This is a genomic window from Nocardia violaceofusca NBRC 14427, assembly GCF_963869435.1.
In the GTDB taxonomy this organism is placed as follows: Bacteria; Actinomycetota; Actinomycetes; order Mycobacteriales; family Mycobacteriaceae; genus Nocardia; species Nocardia aobensis.
The window spans coordinates 37616-55727 of record NZ_CAWMPM010000014.1 but is presented as its reverse complement, the minus strand read 5'-3'; the positions used below and the strand labels follow the sequence as shown (position 1 = coordinate 55727).

The 18112-nt window shown below is 63.0% G+C and carries 21 protein-coding genes; 8 read left to right on the top strand and 13 right to left on the bottom strand.

Translation table 11 applies throughout. The annotated features are described in order from the left end of the window. Positions 1-9: 9 nt before the first annotated feature. The 9 genes from AC5592_RS14000 to AC5592_RS13960 form a co-directional block, all read right to left on the bottom strand. A complete protein-coding gene (locus tag AC5592_RS14000; protein WP_198163831.1) occupies positions 10-1689 on the bottom strand; it encodes a replication initiator in 1680 nt (559 codons plus the stop codon). Continuing rightward, the gene (locus tag AC5592_RS13995; protein ID WP_063064444.1) at positions 1689-2315 is read right to left on the bottom strand and encodes a hypothetical protein; all 627 of its coding nucleotides are present in this window, start codon (positions 2313-2315) and stop codon (positions 1689-1691) included. Before AC5592_RS13995 ends, AC5592_RS14000 begins: the two co-directional genes overlap by 1 nt. Then, positions 2312-2476: a hypothetical protein gene (locus AC5592_RS13990; RefSeq protein ID WP_198163830.1), complete on the bottom strand. Its 165-nt coding sequence runs from the start codon at positions 2474-2476 to the stop codon at positions 2312-2314. Before AC5592_RS13990 ends, AC5592_RS13995 begins: the two co-directional genes overlap by 4 nt. Then, the gene (locus tag AC5592_RS13985) at positions 2473-2676 is read right to left on the bottom strand and encodes a hypothetical protein (protein ID WP_030518994.1); all 204 of its coding nucleotides are present in this window, start codon (positions 2674-2676) and stop codon (positions 2473-2475) included. Before AC5592_RS13985 ends, AC5592_RS13990 begins: the two co-directional genes overlap by 4 nt. A 104-nt stretch (positions 2677-2780) precedes the next feature. After that, positions 2781-4085, bottom strand: a complete 1305-nt coding sequence (locus AC5592_RS13980; protein WP_063064443.1) for an FtsK/SpoIIIE domain-containing protein — start codon at positions 4083-4085, stop codon at positions 2781-2783. A 302-nt stretch (positions 4086-4387) separates the two neighbouring features. Next, on the bottom strand, positions 4388-4960 hold the full coding sequence (locus AC5592_RS13975) for a DUF2637 domain-containing protein (RefSeq protein WP_232329348.1): 573 nt from the start codon (positions 4958-4960) through the stop codon (positions 4388-4390). A 35-nt stretch (positions 4961-4995) separates the two neighbouring features. Further along, positions 4996-5172, bottom strand: coding sequence for a hypothetical protein (locus AC5592_RS13970; protein WP_157121848.1), 177 nt, complete (start codon positions 5170-5172; stop codon positions 4996-4998). Continuing rightward, on the bottom strand, positions 5172-5405 hold the full coding sequence (locus tag AC5592_RS13965; RefSeq protein ID WP_157121846.1) for a hypothetical protein: 234 nt from the start codon (positions 5403-5405) through the stop codon (positions 5172-5174). Before AC5592_RS13965 ends, AC5592_RS13970 begins: the two co-directional genes overlap by 1 nt. 15 nt (positions 5406-5420) lie before the next feature. Continuing rightward, a complete protein-coding gene (locus AC5592_RS13960; RefSeq protein WP_063920307.1) occupies positions 5421-5882 on the bottom strand; it encodes a hypothetical protein in 462 nt (153 codons plus the stop codon). A gap of 137 nt (positions 5883-6019) precedes the next feature. On the opposite strand from AC5592_RS13960, the gene AC5592_RS13955 reads away from it, so the two are divergent. From AC5592_RS13955 to AC5592_RS13940, 4 genes are all read left to right on the top strand, one after another. Then, on the top strand, positions 6020-6865 hold the full coding sequence (locus tag AC5592_RS13955) for a GntR family transcriptional regulator (RefSeq protein WP_063064437.1): 846 nt from the start codon (positions 6020-6022) through the stop codon (positions 6863-6865). Next, positions 6862-7536 (top strand): HAD family hydrolase, encoded by a 675-nt coding sequence (locus AC5592_RS13950; RefSeq protein WP_371507212.1) that lies wholly within the window; start codon positions 6862-6864, stop codon positions 7534-7536. The genes AC5592_RS13955 and AC5592_RS13950 overlap by 4 nt, the downstream gene beginning before the upstream one ends. A 172-nt stretch (positions 7537-7708) precedes the next feature. Continuing rightward, on the top strand, positions 7709-8659 hold the full coding sequence (locus AC5592_RS13945; protein ID WP_063064435.1) for an HNH endonuclease: 951 nt from the start codon (positions 7709-7711) through the stop codon (positions 8657-8659). Positions 8660-9523: 864 nt separating this feature from the next. Next, entirely contained in the window at positions 9524-9697 is a 174-nt protein-coding gene (locus AC5592_RS13940) for a hypothetical protein (RefSeq protein WP_157121844.1), read from the top strand. A gap of 236 nt (positions 9698-9933) precedes the next feature. On the opposite strand, the gene AC5592_RS13935 is transcribed toward AC5592_RS13940, so the two are convergent. Further along, on the bottom strand, positions 9934-10308 hold the full coding sequence (locus AC5592_RS13935) for a hypothetical protein (protein ID WP_063064434.1): 375 nt from the start codon (positions 10306-10308) through the stop codon (positions 9934-9936). Between the two features lie 131 nt (positions 10309-10439). On the opposite strand from AC5592_RS13935, the gene istA reads away from it, so the two are divergent. After that, a complete protein-coding gene (gene istA / locus AC5592_RS13930; protein ID WP_063064433.1) occupies positions 10440-11702 on the top strand; it encodes an IS21 family transposase in 1263 nt (420 codons plus the stop codon). A 2-nt stretch (positions 11703-11704) separates the two neighbouring features. Next, positions 11705-12511: an IS21-like element helper ATPase IstB gene (gene istB / locus AC5592_RS13925; protein ID WP_063064432.1), complete on the top strand. Its 807-nt coding sequence runs from the start codon at positions 11705-11707 to the stop codon at positions 12509-12511. Positions 12512-13208: 697 nt separating this feature from the next. Here the strand turns inward: istB and AC5592_RS13920 are convergent. Together AC5592_RS13920 and AC5592_RS13915 are read right to left on the bottom strand one after the other, a co-directional pair. Next, the gene (locus AC5592_RS13920) at positions 13209-14936 is read right to left on the bottom strand and encodes a DUF262 domain-containing protein (protein ID WP_084506662.1); all 1728 of its coding nucleotides are present in this window, start codon (positions 14934-14936) and stop codon (positions 13209-13211) included. Between the two features lie 465 nt (positions 14937-15401). Continuing rightward, complete coding sequence (locus tag AC5592_RS13915; RefSeq protein ID WP_232329347.1) at positions 15402-15821, bottom strand: hypothetical protein; 420 nt, start codon at positions 15819-15821, stop codon at positions 15402-15404. Positions 15822-16442: 621 nt separating this feature from the next. Between AC5592_RS13915 and AC5592_RS13910 the strand changes: the two genes are divergently transcribed. After that, on the top strand, positions 16443-17111 hold the full coding sequence (locus tag AC5592_RS13910) for a TetR/AcrR family transcriptional regulator (protein ID WP_371507211.1): 669 nt from the start codon (positions 16443-16445) through the stop codon (positions 17109-17111). Next, entirely contained in the window at positions 17108-17608 is a 501-nt protein-coding gene (locus AC5592_RS13905; RefSeq protein ID WP_051024999.1) for a DUF5994 family protein, read from the top strand. The genes AC5592_RS13910 and AC5592_RS13905 overlap by 4 nt, the downstream gene beginning before the upstream one ends. 96 nt (positions 17609-17704) lie before the next feature. Here AC5592_RS13905 and AC5592_RS13900 read toward each other — a convergent pair whose 3' ends face one another. Next, positions 17705-18001: a hypothetical protein gene (locus AC5592_RS13900; RefSeq protein WP_036505139.1), complete on the bottom strand. Its 297-nt coding sequence runs from the start codon at positions 17999-18001 to the stop codon at positions 17705-17707. Positions 18002-18112 lie beyond the last annotated feature (111 nt).

The window sequence follows — 18112 nt, the reverse complement described above, 5'->3', positions numbered from 1 at the left end:
GTCCCCTTCCTATGCTGCGTGGTCGATTGCCGAAGTTTGTTGCGACCCATCCGGTGCCAATGCGAGCTGGGCTCTCAAGTACTCGGCTCGCCACTTCGTTCGCTTGGCGATCGCGCCCATGATCAGGTGCTCACGCAAGGGCCGTTCCTTGTCGCCCGGCTCTACCGGTGTGATTCGCAGGTGTGAGGTGTCGGGGCGCTGGATTCCGACTTCGGCGAGCAGTTGCCGAACAAATTCCGCGCGGTCGGCCTTGTGATCCGGCAGCGTCTTGCCGGTCCATCGGCGGGAGACGAGGACTCGGCGGCCGGGCATGCCGAGGGTGTCTCGGCGGTGCGCTTTGCCCTTGCAGCGGCCGGGGATGGTCTTGCTGGTGGCGCCTTGGGGGACGATGCCGTATTCGAGCCAGACCGGGCAGCGCGGTGAGCATGGAACGTTCTGCAGCTCGGCGTGCAACCGGTCGTAGTGGTCGGCCGCCCGATCGGAGCGAGGTTCGATGATTTCGCTGATCGATTTCACCAGGTATTTGGTGACGTAGCCGATGGTCTTGCCGGCCTTCTCCGCGATCACGCCCTTGATCTGCTGGCGATCCATCTGGGTCCCGAACCGCACCACATGCGCCGGCTCGAGATCGTCTACCGAGTCGAGGATGTCCAGCGCGTCATCCCAGAACGTCAACGGCTGATGGGTGGCCGGGTCCACGAAGGTCGCTTGGCGGTGATCCCAGATCGGCTGATAGTCACCGCCGTAGACGCGGTTCTCCTGATCGAAGCGAGGCCACCACACCTGGTGGTAGGTCGCCGCGGTCACCTGCTTGAGCAGTTCGCGGGAGATTGCGCCACGAATCAGGATGTGAAGGTGAGGTGCGCCGCGTTTCTGGGGTTCGACCACCGCGAAGTACTGCACGTCCCAACCGACAGCACGCCGCAGGTTCTGAATCCAGCGATCAACCAGCTTGGAGAAGAACACCGCGTCGCGGGCCTGGCGCTGGTAGTCGTAGCTGCCGGGGTGGACCGGTGAGCCGTCCGAGCAGGGTTGGCCCTTGTCGTCGGTCGCGCCGTCCTGGTTGATGCGGCCGTAGGAGGGCATGGTGAGGGTGACGAACATGCTGGACAGGTAGCCGCCGATTTCCTTGCCCAGGGTGCGCTTTTCGACCTTGCGGCGAGGCAGGTCCGGCACATCCTGGCGCCGACGAGTAGAACGCCGCCGGCGATCCTTCCCGGTCTCATCCAGACTCGGCAACCGACCACGCACACCCAGTTCCCGCAGTTCCGCATCCAGGTCCGCGACCACTTCCTTGATACCGGCCGCGGCGTCCTCGTCACCGTCAGCGACCGCGGTCCGATACTGCTCGGCCAGATCGGAGCGAGCGGCGATGATCGCGGTCTGTGCTTCGGTGGGTTCGGGCTTGTATTCGACCGGTTCGGAGGCGATGTGCCAGCCCTCGCGGCACTGCTGAATCCGCAGGGCGCGGTTGGCTTTCGCGCAGGCCGGGCACACCGATTCCATCGTGGACTTGCACGGAGCGCCCTCGTAGGTGACGGTGCCGGTTTTCGGGTCCTCAATCCGCATCGGGATCGGTCGCTGGCACACATCGAACTTCTCGGCGGTGGCCTGGGCGATTTCCACCAGGTTCGGGATGGAACGTCGTTGCTGGGCGGTCAACCGCGGTTCCGGTGCTGTTGCGTTCATCAGGCTGCGTCCTTCCGCCGGTCCTCGCCGCCGATTCGGGGCAGAGTGACCGTTTCGGCGAGCGAATCCTTGTGCCGTAGAACCAGTTCCACTGTTCCCGGGCCGACGATGGTGGCGCGGCAGTCCAGGGCTCCGAAGGTGTGCGCGATCCGGGAGGTTCGTTCGGCGTAGTCGTCGGGGCACTGGCCCTCCAGCATCCGCACCCGCAACCGATCCACCGAGGATGAGGTGGTGATCCCGATCAGCCGGGGAGCGCGCATAGTGCCGTCGATGTCTCGTACGCCCAAGTGACAGGCGATGGCGAGTCTGGCCCAGTGCCGGCGGTATCGCCACCAGGAGACGGCCCGGTGTCGTGCCCGTGAGGTGATCCAGCGCTCGAAGGTCTGCGGGCTCCGCAGTCGCCACAGCACCATCCCCGCGATGAACACCCCGACCACCACGACACCCAGCACCCACGACACCAAAACCCAAGCAGCAACAGCGATCCCGACCGGAATCGAGATCATCGGGAACAGCACCGCCCACCAGGCGGCCACGAACACGAACCCGATCCCCTGCAACACCCCGAGAGCGAACAGGTCGAACACATCCAACTTCTGAGACTGCGACTGCTGATGGTTGGTCATTTCTCCACCACTTCTGAGGGATCGAACAAGGAGAGTTGGTCTCGGCACTCCCAGCGCGGGAGGTCCTTCGCCTTGGCGGGGCGACGCCGCTTGGCCTCTACCTGGTCGGCCGCGGCCTGAACGATCGGATTGACCTGCGAGGCAGATGGTTTGGTGCTCATGCGGCCCAGTCCTCTCCGCCGTCGGGGTCGAAGTCCCAGCCCGAGGGAGCTGACCCGGTTTCGGCGAGCAGGTGCACCGCGATCGACACCGGATCCAGTCCACGGCGCTCCAGACGGCAGCGGCGGTGGGCTTGCAGGTCGATCACGTCCTCCTCGTATCCGGCGTCGGCGACGAGGGCGGGGCGGCGGTTGCGCTTCATGATGGTTTCTCCTGTTCAAAGGTGGTGCGCGACCATCGGATGAAGGCGCGCGGAACGAAGCCCGGAATTGGGCAGAAGGTCAGAAATCCCCCGAAGAATTGCGGTCAGGCCGCTTCGAGACCGTCTCCGAGGTCATCGGGATCGAAACCGGAATAGTCCTCAGTCGGCGCGAAATCCGTTGCCAGCGAGTAGGTTTCGACAATCTGATTGATCTGGTCATCGGTGATCCAGAACGCCCGGACACGGGTGAATTCGGTGGTGCCGTCTTCGCCGACGTATCCGACCCCGGGCGTGTGTTCGGAGATCTGGTCGCACAACGCGCCGCGGTCTCGTGCGCCTTGGCCGTGGACCATGGCTACCTGGTTCGGTTCGTCCAGCCGGAGCCCGATCCGGACGGGGAACAGTTGCCGGTTGGGCATGGTCTCCTTGCTCGGGTCCTGCAACGCAGCCACCACCGACACCGCGGCCGCGCGGCCCTTGGACTGCAACATGCCCGTCAGACGCCGGAACTTCTCGCGTTCGTCCTTCTCCGCGTACGACGACAGCGACGCCGCCTCATCGATCATGATCAGGATCAACGGTTCATCCGGCGTGGGAACCAGCTTCCGCAACCCGGCAGCCCGCATGCGTGCCAGCCGTTCGTCCATCACCTTCACGGCCTTTTCCAGCGCCGCGAGGATGGTTTCGGCGTTCGTGGCGAACTCGACGAAGATGCGGTTTTCGCCCTTGCCGAACTCCACACCGCCCTTCGGGTCGATCATCCACACATCCACGTACCCGGCTTTGATCGCCGGACCCAGCGCCGCGAGGATCGACCACAGCACCGAACCCTTACCCGAACCGGTGGCACCCGCGAGCAGGATGTGGGTGTAGAGGATGCGCAGCAGCCACGGGGTGCCGTCCTCACGGACACCGACCATCGCCGCTTCCAGATCGACCCCGGTCGCCTCCAGGATCGAAGTAGTAGCCGGTTCGGCGAGAGTGTCATGGACGCGGATTTCCAACCGCACCCAGCCCGGCGCCGGCGATGACGCGGTGACGGCCGGAACGGCGATGTAGTCGGCCAGCCGGTTACGGGTGTCGTCATTGGACCAATCCGACAAGGTCTGTCCGCCCCGCATCAGCAGATCGATGGTCATGCCGTGGGGGCTGTAGTCCCACCACTCGACCCGCGGGAACCCGGTCTCGATCGAGCCGAGTTTCAGGTCGGCGAACATCTGCCACGCATGGGCGGTGGAGGCGAACGCGAGCACCGCCGGCCGCAGCGTCGCGGGCGCTTCTTCCATGATCTGTTCCAGCGCACGGGCGGTGGTGGTGGCGGGTCGGCGGCCCCACGGCAGCAGGTAAGCCATGAAGACCAGGGCACCGCCCGCAGCGACCGCGTAGGGCACCATGTCGACGGCGGTCATCGGTTTTCCTCTTTCAGGGTTTCGAGTTCGCAGAACAGGCGGCAACCGTTGTCGGTAGCCGGGGGCAAGGCGGGATCGTTGCAGAACAAGCTGCACCCGTGCCCGTCCGCCGGCGGGGGAGCGGGTTCGTCGCAGAACATGACGCATCCCGCCGGATTCGTGGAGTGCTGCACCGCGGCCGGGGCCACCTCGTGACGCGGCCCGAAGGCCAAGAACCCAGCGACCCCGAGAACCGCCGCAGTCGCGCCGAGAGCGGTAATGCCCACCGTGGCAGCACCATTGATACGGGTATCCATGACAGATCAGCTCCCCACCGGGACCGCGATCGGCAGCATGTCTTGCACCGGTCGCACAGAACGAACAGAGCGCGCCACCGGACGAACAGGTGCCGGTACGGGCTCGGGCGCGGGAACTTCGGTCGGCTCCGGAACATCCGGTGCCGCAACGGGTTCGGAGACGGGCTCCGACACGGGAGCCGCTTCGGACTCCGTGACAGGTTCGGGATTGCGGGCCGTGCGGAACAGCACCGCGAGACCATGCGTGTCCACCAGCAGCGATATAGGGGCGATAGCCGCGACGATCGCGCACAACCACGGCGGAAGCGGATGACCATTGGCGACAGCGTGAATGCTGTTGCCCGCCACCGACACCACCGCGCCCACCGCGAGAACCCAGTTGAAGAACTTGCGTTCCGGGGACTTCGCCAGCACCAGCGCGCCGGCGGTGGCTTGCACGATCGTGCCGTCGATGATCAGCGGGAACAGCCACGCATCCGAGCGCGGGATATGTGCCAGTTGCGCGAGGTCGCGCAAGGTGGCGAAGGAAAGGCGGAACGCGGCGGCACCGACGCCCACGATCACCAGGACCGCGAACACCCGCGCCGCACGCATTCCCCGCTCAGCCGTGAACATCACGCCACGGCCTTCTCAGCCGCCGCGCAAGCCAAACGAGGCCAACTGATCGCCGACTCCGCCTCGCCATCGAACAGCGTCATCGAGGCGTACCGGCCTACGCCGTCACAGTCCGCGCGATCGAGCATCCGCACGAGAGCCTCCGACACCAGCCGATTGAACTCACGGTCGGCCATCACGCCACCGCCTTCTCAGCAGCCAGACGCTCCGCCGCATCGTGCAGCATCAGAATCTGCGACAGAGCCGCCGACACCGTGCGGGCATCCGCGATCGAGAACACCAACGCCGCAGCACCGGTCTCGACGGTCAACTCGACCGAGACACCCGCGCTGACGTTGATACCTTCGATCCGGCGGGCGGGACGGTACTCAACTGCCACGCCATCCCAGCCCGAACGGGTAATCGTCATGTGCGACATAGCCGGTCACGCCGCCTTCTCGTCGGCCGGACGCGAGGCCCCGACGTTGTTCGGCGGCTGCTTGGCACCGGAGTTGTCGCCCTTGATGCCGCTCGCGCGGATGTTGAAACCCAGCGTCTTGTACTCACCCGAACCGGCGACCTTCGGCTTGACCTGCAAGCCCTCCAGCACGATCGGGTACACGCCTTCCGAGATGGCCGGCGCCGAGGGAACCGGGCGCTGATTGGTCACGAAGGTGACGTCGAAGCCAGCGTTTCGCGCGTTCATCGCGGCGGGGTCCATCACCGTGCCCTTCCACAGCCGCAGGCCGGTCCCGTTACCGTCCCGGTCCCAGTCAGACTTCTGGATCTTCGGCGCGTTGCGGTCGTTGCTGAACTCGGTGATCGGCTGAATCTCGCCCAGCAGGAACAAGCCCATCGGGAACGCATCGCTGAACTCCGGGGTGAACCAAACATCCTTCAAAGCCATCGCACTCACTCCTAGCCAGTTTGGAGGGTTGAAACCTCATGCTCCCTAGTCTCCCTAGGTAGGTTTCAATTTACCTCACCTCCCTAGGGAGGTCAATACTTTCCTGGGGAACCTAGGTAAACCGGTAAAATCGCAGCGTGGACGCCATAGACCCCGATGACCCCCGGCCCGCATCGCAGCAGATCGCCAATGTGCTCAGAGCCGCAATCCTCACCCGGAAGTTCTCGCCGGGCGAGAAGTTGCCGTCCGGGCCTCAGCTTGTCGAGCGGTACGGCGTAGCGAAAACGACTGCCGAGCAGGCGATCCGGATACTGCGCGAAGAGGGGCTAGTGGTATCGCGCAAGGGCTCTGGGGTCTTCGTGCGCGAACGTACAGAACGTCCGGTGGGTCTTCGGCCACATATCGAACGCTCGTTTGAAGCTCCTACCGTCACAATTGATTTCGCGGGCTTCTCCGGTGAGACGCTTCACGGAGCGATAGCGGAGCCACTTGACCGCATTCGTGAAGGTCGGCTACGGCCGGACTCGCTTGCGATTCGGCTGCTTGTTCCGGACGCCTCGATTCCGTGGCATCTGCCGTCGAAGACCGACGACCTCAGCGACAGCCCCGCATTCCGAAAACGAGCGAATCGAATCATGGAGCGACATAGTCTCGCGATCATCGATTCGGTGCACGAACTGGCGTCGCTCGGCCTGGTGACGACCGCAACAGCTCAGATACGCACCTTCCCATCGGTGCCGTTGTTCAAGCTGTACATCCTCAACGGAGAACAGGCATTCTTCGGCTACTACCCGGTGCGAGAGCACAAGCTTGAGTTGGATGGCGAGAGCACTGCCATCTGGGATCTGATGGGCAAAGACGCAACGCTGTTCCAGCATGCGCGTGACGTCGATCCAGACTCGAAGGACAGCCAGTTTGTGAGCCAATCCCAACTTTGGTTCGACAGCATCTGGACCACGGTCGCGAGGGACTACCAGCCGTGAGCGGGCTATCCGCACTACTCAGCGGCCGGCGTTCCTTGCTTCTCGACTTCGATGGCCCAATTTGCGCCGTCTTTTCAGGACTTACCAATCGAGAGGCTTCCGAACGACTACTGAGTCACCTCGGTGGTGCGGTCACTGATGAAATTGCTGGCACGGCGGACCCGTTCGACGTCCTGCACTACGCCGTGAGTGTCGGACCCGAGACTGGTAGACGGATAGACCGAGAGTTCACTCTCATCGAGTTGGAGGCAGTGGCGATTGCTCGCCCGACGTCCGGTGCAGGGGACGCGATCCGTAGCGCTGCGAGCCGCGGTTACTCGATTGCGATCGTGAGTAACAATTCTGTCGGAGCCATCTCGTCGTACCTCGCGAAGCACGAGCTGAGCCAGTACGTTTCGGGGATATTTGGTCGCACCAGCTCCGACCTGTCAAAGCTGAAGCCGAGCCCATACCTCCTCAATGCCGCGATATCGAGCCTGTCCGTCGAGCCCAAAGACGCTGTTTTCGTGGGCGATTCGACAACCGACATCCAAGCGGCCCGCTCTGCGGAGGTCGCATGCGTCGCGCTTGCAAACCGCCCCGAAAAGCTCGATCGGTTCGCTGTATATTCGCCAGACGCAGTCATCACGCATATGACCGCCTTGGTCGGAGCACTGCGGCTTAAGGCTTAGGCCTAGCTGCTCCGCTTCTAGACGGGTCGCACGTGCTTAGTCGCAGCAACGATTCCGCTCTTGGGAAAGAGTTTCGGAACGGGCGGGGAGGCTAGCCGACTGTCTTATTGCATGCCGGAAGTGTCGTACCCCGACCGTAAGCTGGTGCGCCCCAGCGTAGATCGGAGACTTTGTGGCCGGCGAACAGCAAGAGATGAAGGCTTGGTCGCTGCTGACCAAGATGGAAGATCGCTCGTGGGTGAGCAACGACGGTTACCCGGACGCCCTCGGGTCGCACTACGCCTACGACAGCAACGTGGCCAACCACTTGCAGGTCAAGATCGGGGACACGGTCGTGCTGCGGGATACCAGCTACGTGTATGGCGTATCCCGTGTGGATGGACTGACCGCGGAACCGGGGACGAAGACCATTCACAGGTGTCCGAAGTGCGGGAAGGCGGATTTGTCTCATCGTAAGAGCGGGAAGCCGACGAACTACTTGTGCAGGGCCAAAGGATGCCGGTACGAATTCGATGTCGCCTTCACGGTCAACGACCCGGTCGCGCTGTATGTCGCCAGCTATGGCGCCGAGTGGCAAGCGCTTGACGGTGCCGTGCCTGCTGCGGAGCTCGAACTGTTGCTGGACAACTCGAAGCAAAATGCGATCCGCCCATGCGATTTCGAGGGACTCAGGAAGCTTCTGGATCGCATCTCGGTAACCGTCTCCGATGTGCCGATGGAAGGTGTGAAGCAGACGCCTCCGAAGGGTGGACATCGTACGTCCATGGTGCGAGTTCGGAACGGACAGGCGGAGTTTCGCGAGCGGTTGCTACAACGCTATGGACTGGTGTGTGCGATCACGGGGCCATGCCCTGTGAAGGCGCTAGATGCCGCGCATCTGCGAGCGTTCGCTACACACGGGATACACGATGTGGACGAGGGCTTGCTGCTGAGGTCCGACATCCACAGACTTTTCGACGCTGGTCTGATCGCGGTTGACCCGGTGACCATGGCAGTCGTGGTGGCGCCCACCATCAAGGAGAAGTACCCGGACTATGGTGCGCTGGAGGGGACTTCTATCGCCAGCGGAACATACGAGAGCGCCTTGGCAGACCACCACCAGGAAGCGACCTCCAGATGGTGACCTGCCCATCTAAAGGCGGTGCCCCATGAGGTTGGTCGGCCGAGAAGGTGTGCGCGATACCTCGCAGCGGAGACCTTCTACGTAGGTCGACAGCTCACGTTGATACGTCAACCGCTTGCGACGAACCAGTTGCGGTCTGCCGTAGATCTTTGCCAGCAAGTTGCGCATCCTTGCCTGTGTCCACCTCTCCGCGATCGCGCGGCGTTGTCCACTGTCCATACCGGTACGACGAAGGCCCAGGCTGCGCGGTTCCTTCGGTTCGACAGCCGCACCCCGTGTCGGGGATGGCTTATTCTTCGCCGCCCAGATTGCTCGGTACTCGTTGCCGAATTCAGCCATACAGGATCAAGGGCGGCGCGCACGGCGCGCCGCCGCCGCACTTCGCCGCGCAGCCGCCCGCCTCCGCAAGCTACGGCAAGCGGGCGCGTCGGTGCGTCGGCGCCACCCCGAGCGCGCTACGCCTGAGTACCTGACTGGCTCACTTCCTGCATCGAACAACCGAGGCAGTGCTGGGCACGTCGAATGCCGTACCCGACTTGGCCTCCCGCAGTCGGGACCGAATCAGCCGGCCACCAGCTCAGTCGACCGGCTGTGGTCACCACCGGTAGCCGATCCCCGAGGAAGCTCACCAGGATTCCGGTAACGGTGCCGGCGCAGTTCGGTTCCACACCAGCAGGTTCCGGCGCTCACCGATCCTTCCCCATTGCAGTGGACGATCTGCCGAAGGCATACCACCGGCGCAGGGCACTGCAAAGGGCGCATTCGCGTCACTTCGTGATGGGCATTCGCCCACCCTTTTCCGCACCCCACACCGGTGGTCTGGACAAGCCCAGATCGACCACAGCAACGAGGAAGGACCTCCCGATGAGCACCACCACCACTTCCGTCTGCGGAATCCGCGGTTGCGACGCCCCCGCCACCGAAATCCAGCCCGCACTGTTCGGACGCACCACCTACCGCTGCCGACCGCACCAGCTCCAGGACCTCACCAGTCAGGCAGCCGCCGACGCCTACGATCCCGCAGCCGCCTACGAGTGACCCCGAGGGGGCTTCGGCCCCTTCCCACCGCTTCGGCCACCGGCAGCGCCGCCGTGAGTGAGTCGCCAACGACGTCGACTCCGGGCCGATCGCCCCGGTGCTGGTCAACACCGGGGACACTGGTCACCCGGTGCGGACGACGGTCCTTCCGTCCGCACCGGGGAACCGCCACGGTTTCAGTTCGTGTGCTGCCGAATTCGCCTTATATCTATAGATAGAGGAGCGCCTCAGTCGCCCTACCCAGGATTCTTTGGCAAACCGAGTGACCAGCGCAGGCCGTCGCACACGAGATCTGGCACTTGGCTCAAGCTCACGCGGTACGCCTGGATGTCCTTCGGCTCGGGTGGCTTGTCAGACCACGGTTGCGACCGAGTCAGGTCCCGCCACCGAACCAAACAGACCACATAACCCTCTCGGCACGTCCGAGCAGCGGGTGGTGACGCCACCAGTTCCAGGCGCGCCAGCACTCGAGCAACCGCAAGCTGCTGATCGACCGCGGCTGTTTCCAACGCATCCGACGGCTTCTTGCCAAGCATCCACATATCGCACATCTCGCTCAGGGTCTGCGCCCATGTCTTGAGGGCCAGCAAGAACTCGCCGTAGATGTCCACGCGCTGTTGCTGCCAGTAGTGGTCGTGTTCCCTGATGCGAGCAAACCGAGCAGACAGCCATGTCGGTGCCGACCCAATACTGATCAGGAACTGCCGACTCAATTTTGAACAGCCCTGTACTCCTGTGGAGGGTGATTTCTGTGGAGGACTGGGCCGAGATCCGTCGGCTGTACCGGTCTGAGGGTGTGTCGATCAGCGAGATCGCCAGGCGGCTGGGGATCGCACGGAACACGGTGCGGGCTGCGTTGGCGTCGGACCGGCCACCGAAATACGAGCGCAAACCGGCCGGGTCGCTGACCGACGAGGTCGAGCCCCGGATCCGGGCACTGCTGGCCGAGTTTCCGCGGATGCCGGCGACGGTGATCGCCGAGCGGATCGGGTGGAAGCACTCGTCGTCGATCCTGCGGGCGCGGATCCAGAAGATCCGACCTGAATACGCCGGTGTCGACCCGGTCGACCGAGTCCATTACGAGCCGGGTCGGACCACCCAGTGCGACTTGTGGTTTCCCGCCGCGAAGATCCCGGTCGGTCACGGCCAGTCCAGGGTCTTGCCGGTGCTGGTGATGACGTCGGCGTATTCGCGGTGGCTGACCGCGGTGATGTTGCCGTCGCGCCAAGCCGGGGACTTGCTGTCGGGGATGTGGCAGCTGATCGCCGGGATCGGGCGGGTCACGAAAACCCTTGTCTGGGACCGGGAAGCAGCAATCGGCGGCACCGGGAAAGTGACCGAGCCGGCCGCGGCGTTCGCGGGGACTCTGGCGACGAGGATCGTCTTGGCGCCGCCGCGGGACCCGGAGTTCAAGGGAATGGTCGAGCGCTGCAACGGGTTTCTGGAGACCTCGTTCCTGCCCGGCCGCCGGTTCACCTCGCCCGCGGATTTCAACACGCAGCTGAGTGAATGGCTGGTCCGCGCAAACAACCGCACGGTCCGCGCGATCGGAGGCCGCCCGGTCGAGGTGTTCGACATCGACTACGCGGCGATGACACCGTTGCCGCCGGTCGACCCGATCGTCGGGCTCAGCCACCGGATCCGTTTGGCGCGTGACTATTACGTTCGCGTCGACACTGTCGACTACTCGGTCGACCCGCGCGTGATCGGTCGGTTCGTCGATGTCACCGCCTCACCGACGGCGGTGGTCGCCCGCTGCGACGGTGAGGTCGTTGCCCAGCACGAGCGCTGCTGGGCGCAGCGAGTTGTCATCACCGATCCCGCTCACGTCGAGCTGGCCCAGCAGCTGCGCGCCGGACTGGCCACCGACCGCGACAGCCGCGCCCGCGCGGCCCGCCACCACACCGACGGGCATCCGGTGATGCTGCGGCCGCTGCCCGATTACGACGCCCTGTTCGGCGTCGATTTCACACCTGTTCCACCGACCGAAGCGAGCAACCAGTAGTCATGAGCAAGTTCACCGCCGCACCGCGAACGCAGCCGGCCGAAGGGATCCCGTCGCTGCTGCACTACCTGACCCGGGTCCTGAAGACCCCGACGATCGGGCACTGCTGGGAAGAGCTCGCAGAACACGCCCGCGACGAGAACTGGTCCCACGAAGAGTATTTGGCCGCGGTCCTGCAGCGTCAGGTCTCCGACCGCGAAGCCAAGGGCACCGCGATGCGGATCGCGACAGCGCATTTCCCGCAGGTCAAAACCCTCGAAGATTTCAACCTCGACCACCTGCCCTCGCTGCGGCGGGATGTGTTGGCGCACTTGGCGACCAGCACGTTTGTCGCTAAAGCGGAGAATGTGATCCTGCTCGGCCCACCGGGGATCGGGAAGACCCATCTCGCGATCGGGCTGGGCGTCAAGGCCGCCCAGTCAGGACATTCGGTGTTGTTCGACACCGCGAACAACTGGATTACTCGGTTATCGGCTGCGCATCAGATGGGGCAGCTCGAGGCGGAGCTGAAGAAGATCCGCCGCTACCGGCTGGTCATTGTCGACGAGGTCGGCTACATCCCATTCGACCAGGACGCAGCGAATTTGTTCTTCCAGCTCGTCGCTTCCCGCTACGAGCAGGGTTCGATGATGGTCACTTCGAACCTGCCGTTCGGGCGTTGGGGCGAGACGTTCTCCGACGATGTCGTGGCGGCCGCGATGATCGACCGCCTGGTCCATCACGCCGAGGTCCTGACCCTGACTGGTGATTCCTACCGGACCCGGCAGCGGCGGGAGCTCCTCGCCAAAGACCGGACAACCAGCAACTAACCAACCCGGGCTGCGCAAATTTGAGACGGCAACATCCGCTCAGGATTGGGTCGGCATTGACAAGCCACTGCCCTCCAAGCGCACCAACTACCGTGCCGAGCATGCCAATGCCCCCCACGATGATCGGAACCCACACTGACACTTGCCCGCTCACTGTGTAAACACTAATCCACGTGGCCGACCCGTTCTGGTCATCTCCCTGCGCGACCTTCGGCCGCGTGGCCCTGGTGGTGGTCGGCCTGCATTGTGTTCCCGCGCCCCTCCAGCCTCAAGGGCGCCGATGGCGTCAGCTTCGCTGATGGGCATTCGCCCCACCCTTGACCCCGGAGCCTCTACGCGAGAAGGGCAGGCCGTATCGGGCAGGCGGGAGCCAGCCCACCTTGTGACGCATCCCGACCACAACCAGGGCCATCGGCGGTCCGGACAGCAGGCCGTCTATAGGCCGTCCGGTGCCAGAAACACCCCAGAACACGCGAGAACTCCCGAGATGCATTTGTGCAGCTCGGGAGTGGTTTTTCGATTGAAACTGCTGTTCAGTCGGAACGCGCTGAGAGATCACCCAGATCTACGAACGGAGCTGAACCCCTCTACGGCGCAAGTAGACACCGTCGCGTCAGCGAGGCCAACCGCAGGGTGTCGATATCTTTTACTCACTCGTTGTGATTCGAGAAATCCTCAAATGCGGTTGATTCACTATTCACTGCTGCCAGGGATCCTGGATTACGAGCTTTGAAAAATCGGCTGTACGCTGCTCGATTATATCTTTGGTCCAGGCGGAGTAGTTCAAAACTTGCACGCTTCTTGGAAAGTCGGATACACGTGGATTGAGGTAGGCGACCTTCTTTTCGGAGAATTCTTTATTGCTCGCGGAGGAATTCTTCCCCTTGCTGAGCAGGACGAGGTTTCCTGCCTTATTGACAACTGCGGATGCTTGACTCCTAGTGAACCATTGAAACCATTCACTACCTGGTTTGGGATTCTGCGGAAGTACATGTTCGATCGAGCGAACGGTAAATTCTCTGATGGCATGGTTCTCGCCGGCCGAGAACTCCGCCCGGAGAAGTAGGTACTTGCAGTACCCAACCGAATAGAAGTTGTCCACCAGGCATGCATCCTGGATGGCCCCGGTGTCGGACCTGTCTTTTGCGGTATCGAAGGCCGCCTCGGGACTGGGGCTGGAATCAATAGCCCTTAGGAGGTCTGTATACACCGAGTAGCGTTCATCCTTGCGCATCCCTGCAACCCAATGGGTGAGATACACTTTCTCTAGGGCAAGTACAAATTCGTATATCCTTTCTTTTCCGAACTTCTTCGCATACGCGAGCACGCACGCTTGCCACTCAGACGCGTTAAAGTTGGCCACCATCGCCGACATCATAATATTGAATTTTGTAGAGTCCTCGTCATTCTCAAGAAAGTCTCGGCTTATGAATAGCTCATCGTACAACTTCACGTAGACTGCAAGCTCGTCGATGAACCTTCTGCCGGCAGTGGGAAACCCGGGCTTATTGAATATTCTGTTCTCGAACTCTTTGACGAGATCATGCTGAGGTTTGTCCTTAACAAAGATGAGCCGCATAAGATGAAACAGCTCTTCAAAGTCCTTTTCTCCGAGATTGTTCTCCATCGTCTCCCATTCCTGAGCGTACCTCTTGCGGGTTTCGTCATCGGGAATGAGTGCTGGGTCGATGTTGTTTGCTTTCAGAATATCTATCCTGCGCAGCTGCTTGCCTCTATCGTTGACGACAGTAAACAATCGGAATGCTTGAGCGAACTCTGCTGCGGCAAGAAATATGATAACGCATCGGTTGTAGATAAATTCGAGAAGTTGGAGAACTTCATCTTCGCCGATAGGTGCAAGACGCTCTTGGAATATGTCTCGCGCCAGCAGGTACCTTTGCTCGATCGGGGTCGGCTTTGTCAAAACCGCGTGATCCTCGGTACCGTTGACTGCGATGACCATCCCATTGAAGACGGATGTGTCGCGCACAACCAATCGATGCCTAGCAGGTACTTTTTCAATTCGCTTTCGAGGCTGCTGGATCTTCTCTTGTATCTCTGTACGAATCTGATCGTCATGCTTGATGCAAGGGAGATCTCGTATACATGCCAACAGAATACAAAGTGCAGTTAAGCGCTGCTGCCCGTCGACGATATCGTAGTCGTGCCCGTGGGTGTTGTGTAGCACCAAGGTGCCTAAAAAATAATCGGCGTCGCGCCGTGCGGTCATCAGGTCATCGATTAGGTCTCGCAGATTATCCGCGTCCCACGAGAAAGGCCGCTGATATTCAGGCACCCTGAAAAAGTATTCTTGCGAAAAGAGTTGCGCAATCGTCAGAGTCTTGCTCGTCAGCTGAGTCAAGGCGCTTCCTGATGGCTGGGCGTTCACTGTGCTTCCCCCTCGCGATCGATGCTGGGCCGGCATCGGGTGCTAACCCGCTTGGTACGTTGGCAGGAACTTCTAACTGTCAGAAGCAGCAGACAAGATGGGCTCCTGCCCCAAAGTGCGCGCATGCCAAGAGATTACAGCCGACTTCCGCGTACCCGCAGCGTTCTTCTCAGCATCCATGTGTCAAAACGGCTCAAGTCCACCGGTGTGCCCCTTGTGCTCGTAACCTGGCAGCTCGATAGCGATCACGTTCCCCACGAAGGCAAGCGACGTTGGTCCGCAGACAGTCCGCAACGCTAAGCCGTCTGACAACGGCTGCCAACGTGGCAAACGTTCATTTTCCCTGTTCACGCAACTGAGCCAACGCTGACCAATGACGCCATGACCTGCAAGGACACCGGGAGGCGAACTTAAAATCCGCACAGTGTCGGTTCGAGTCCGACCGGGGGCACCGAGAAGGTGCAGGTGGATAGGGTTCGTGGCCTGCGAATCGGGCCGTGGTCAGTGAACCGCCGGGCGGCGTCCGAACATCCTTCCCATACCGCGCCGGGGGGCCAAGGTCCGGCGGCCGGGGGTGCGTTCCTCGGGGACCTCGGCAGGTTCGGTTGTCGCGCTGGTTGTGCCGGTGTGGCTGTAGTAGACGGGTGTTCCCGGCCGAGTAGACCGGAGTTCGTCGCGGGCGGCGCGTCCGCGACGGGCGGTGCGGCGGGCGCCGGCGAGTAGCAGGCCCAGCCCGGCGAGCGCGACGGCGCCGACGACCATGCCATAGAGGAACAGCACGCCGGTGGATCCGGTGACGTGATAGCCGAATACCGCGAAGTTGTCGGTCAGGAGGTGGTCGTTGCCGCTGTTGGCGAATACTCCTACGACACCGATGATTACGGCGGCGACCAGGATGACGAGTCCGAAGATGACGATCATGACGATTCCTCGAATCGGTTGGTTTGCCCGATGGTGTGCGGTTGTTCGAGCCGGTCACGCCAACTGGGGTGGGTGCGGATATGTCTCGAGCCACCGGCGTTCGTTCAGATCCCGGCTGATCGCCGTATCCTCGCGCCGGGTGGGGTTCGGTCGGCGATCCGAATGATGTGCGTTGCAGCGTCGTCGATCGACGACGGCCGTCACGACCGCTCCGATCGCTACACCGGCGAGCAGGGGCAGGATGATGATCATCGCTTCGCGCTGCGGATGCTGTTGTCGTGCCGCGTCATTCGACGCTCCTGTCTCGGCCGCAGTGGGCCGATGCTGCGAATCAGTCGACGATGTGTCCTCGGCGCGGTCACATGCGTTGTATCGCTGACTCTTCGTTCCACTGGCGATATGTCCGGGGCGCGGTGCGCAGTCCGTGTCGTCGTCCAGGGGGTCATCGACCGTCTTCGCCGACGATGGCGTCCCCATCGAACGGCCGAAGGCGGTCGGTCGAGTCCAGCCTAGGCCCTTCTACAATGTATGTCTACGGCGTAGACTTACAGCGTAAGTATGGGGCGATGAAAGCCGGCGAAAACGATGAACGACCCGCGAGCAGGCCCCTCCGAGCGCCCGATGACCCGCGCCACGATCCTGGCCGCCGCCCTCGAGATCGTCGACCGCGACAGCGCCGGCCGGCTGTCGATGCGCCGCCTCGGTCAGGCTCTCGACCGCGATCCGATGGTGCTGTACCGCCACACCGCCTCCAAAGCGGCACTCCTCGACGGCGTCACCGAGGTCGTGCTCGACCAACTGGTCGTCGACACCGACGATCCCGACTGGCGGCACCAAATCCGCGCTGTCGCACGTGATTTCCGGCGCTTGGCCGTGGCGCACCCCAACGTGGTACCGGTGTTGGTCACCAGGCCGCTGGTGACCCCCTTCGGGCTACGCCCCCTGGGCAGTCTCCGGCCGCTGGAACATATTCTGGAGCTGCTCGCCCGAGCCGAATTCAGTGGTGCGGACGCCTTGCGTATCTCTCGCGCCCTGTTCGGATTTCTCTACGGTCACCTGCTGGATGAGTTCCAGGAGCTCATCGAGCAGCCCGGCGAAGCCACCGACCTGCTGCGGATCGGGTTGCAACGCCTACCGCCGGCCGAGTTTCCGCGGCTTCGCGGCGTCGCCTCGGACCTGGCCTCCTACGACGGTGGCACCGAGCTCGAACGGGGCCTCGACATTCTGCTCACCGGCCTCGCGGCCATCGCACCGGTCGCGCCGCGACCGGGATCGGAGAATCGACAATGATGCTGCAATCCACCTCGACCCAGCCGCGGCGCCCACCGCTGCGCCTGCGATACACGATCGACGCCGACGAATCCCGCGGCCTCGACGGGGCATGGTGGCCGTACGGGGATGATCTCGTAGCCGAACTTCCGGCTCTGCTGGCGACGTTCGAACCCGGATACGGCGCGATCCATCGCATGGTCTACTGCCTCGACGAATGGTCCGATGCCCCGAAGGCGTTCAACACCGCGGAGCATCGAGTACGGCTCGACGGCTATCGGCACCGCCCGGCGCATACGATCGGCTTGCTGGGAAGCGGGGGCCGGGCCATCGCGTTGCTGATCGTCCCGCCCCGCACGAATGCCGAACTCGCCCGCGCCGCCATGAGCGCGGCCGCCGACCCGACCTGCACCGCGACCGTCGCCGACCTCATGGCGATGACCGTACGAAGCGGTGACGCGGAAACCGATGTCCGCGAGCAGCGCTGGGAATCCGAGGGAGGCGCCGGAAGATACTGAGATCGTGACGGACGCGCGTCGGCGCGGGCCCTTCAGACAGGCACGTGAGGGCGCCCAAGGTGCTGTCGAATTGGTTGTCCAGCAGCGGTTTTTCGGCTATCGGCGAGTGGCCCAGCGGGCGAAGGAGAGCCTGGGGTGGACGGTTTCCACGTCGGCGATCGTCATCAGCGCGTTCAGGGTGAGGAAGTCGAAATGTCGGGTGGACGGGGCGATTACGGCTTCGGCGCCGGTGGCGCGGACCTGGTCGGGCAGGGGGATGCGGCTGGATTCCGGAGGCCAGACCAGGCGGTAGCCGAGGCGGGTGGCCAGGCGGCGGACTTGGGCGGTGTCCCAGTCCGGGGAGGTGGATTCGGGATGGACCCAGCCGAGCGCGATCGGGTGGGCGGGCGTCACCGCTGGGAGTCCTTGCGGCGGCGTTCACCTCGCAGGGGTAGGCGCGCTAGGGCGAAGGTCAGTCCGAGCAGTGCTGCGATGAGCAGCAACAGGATCCAGTCACAGCCTTTC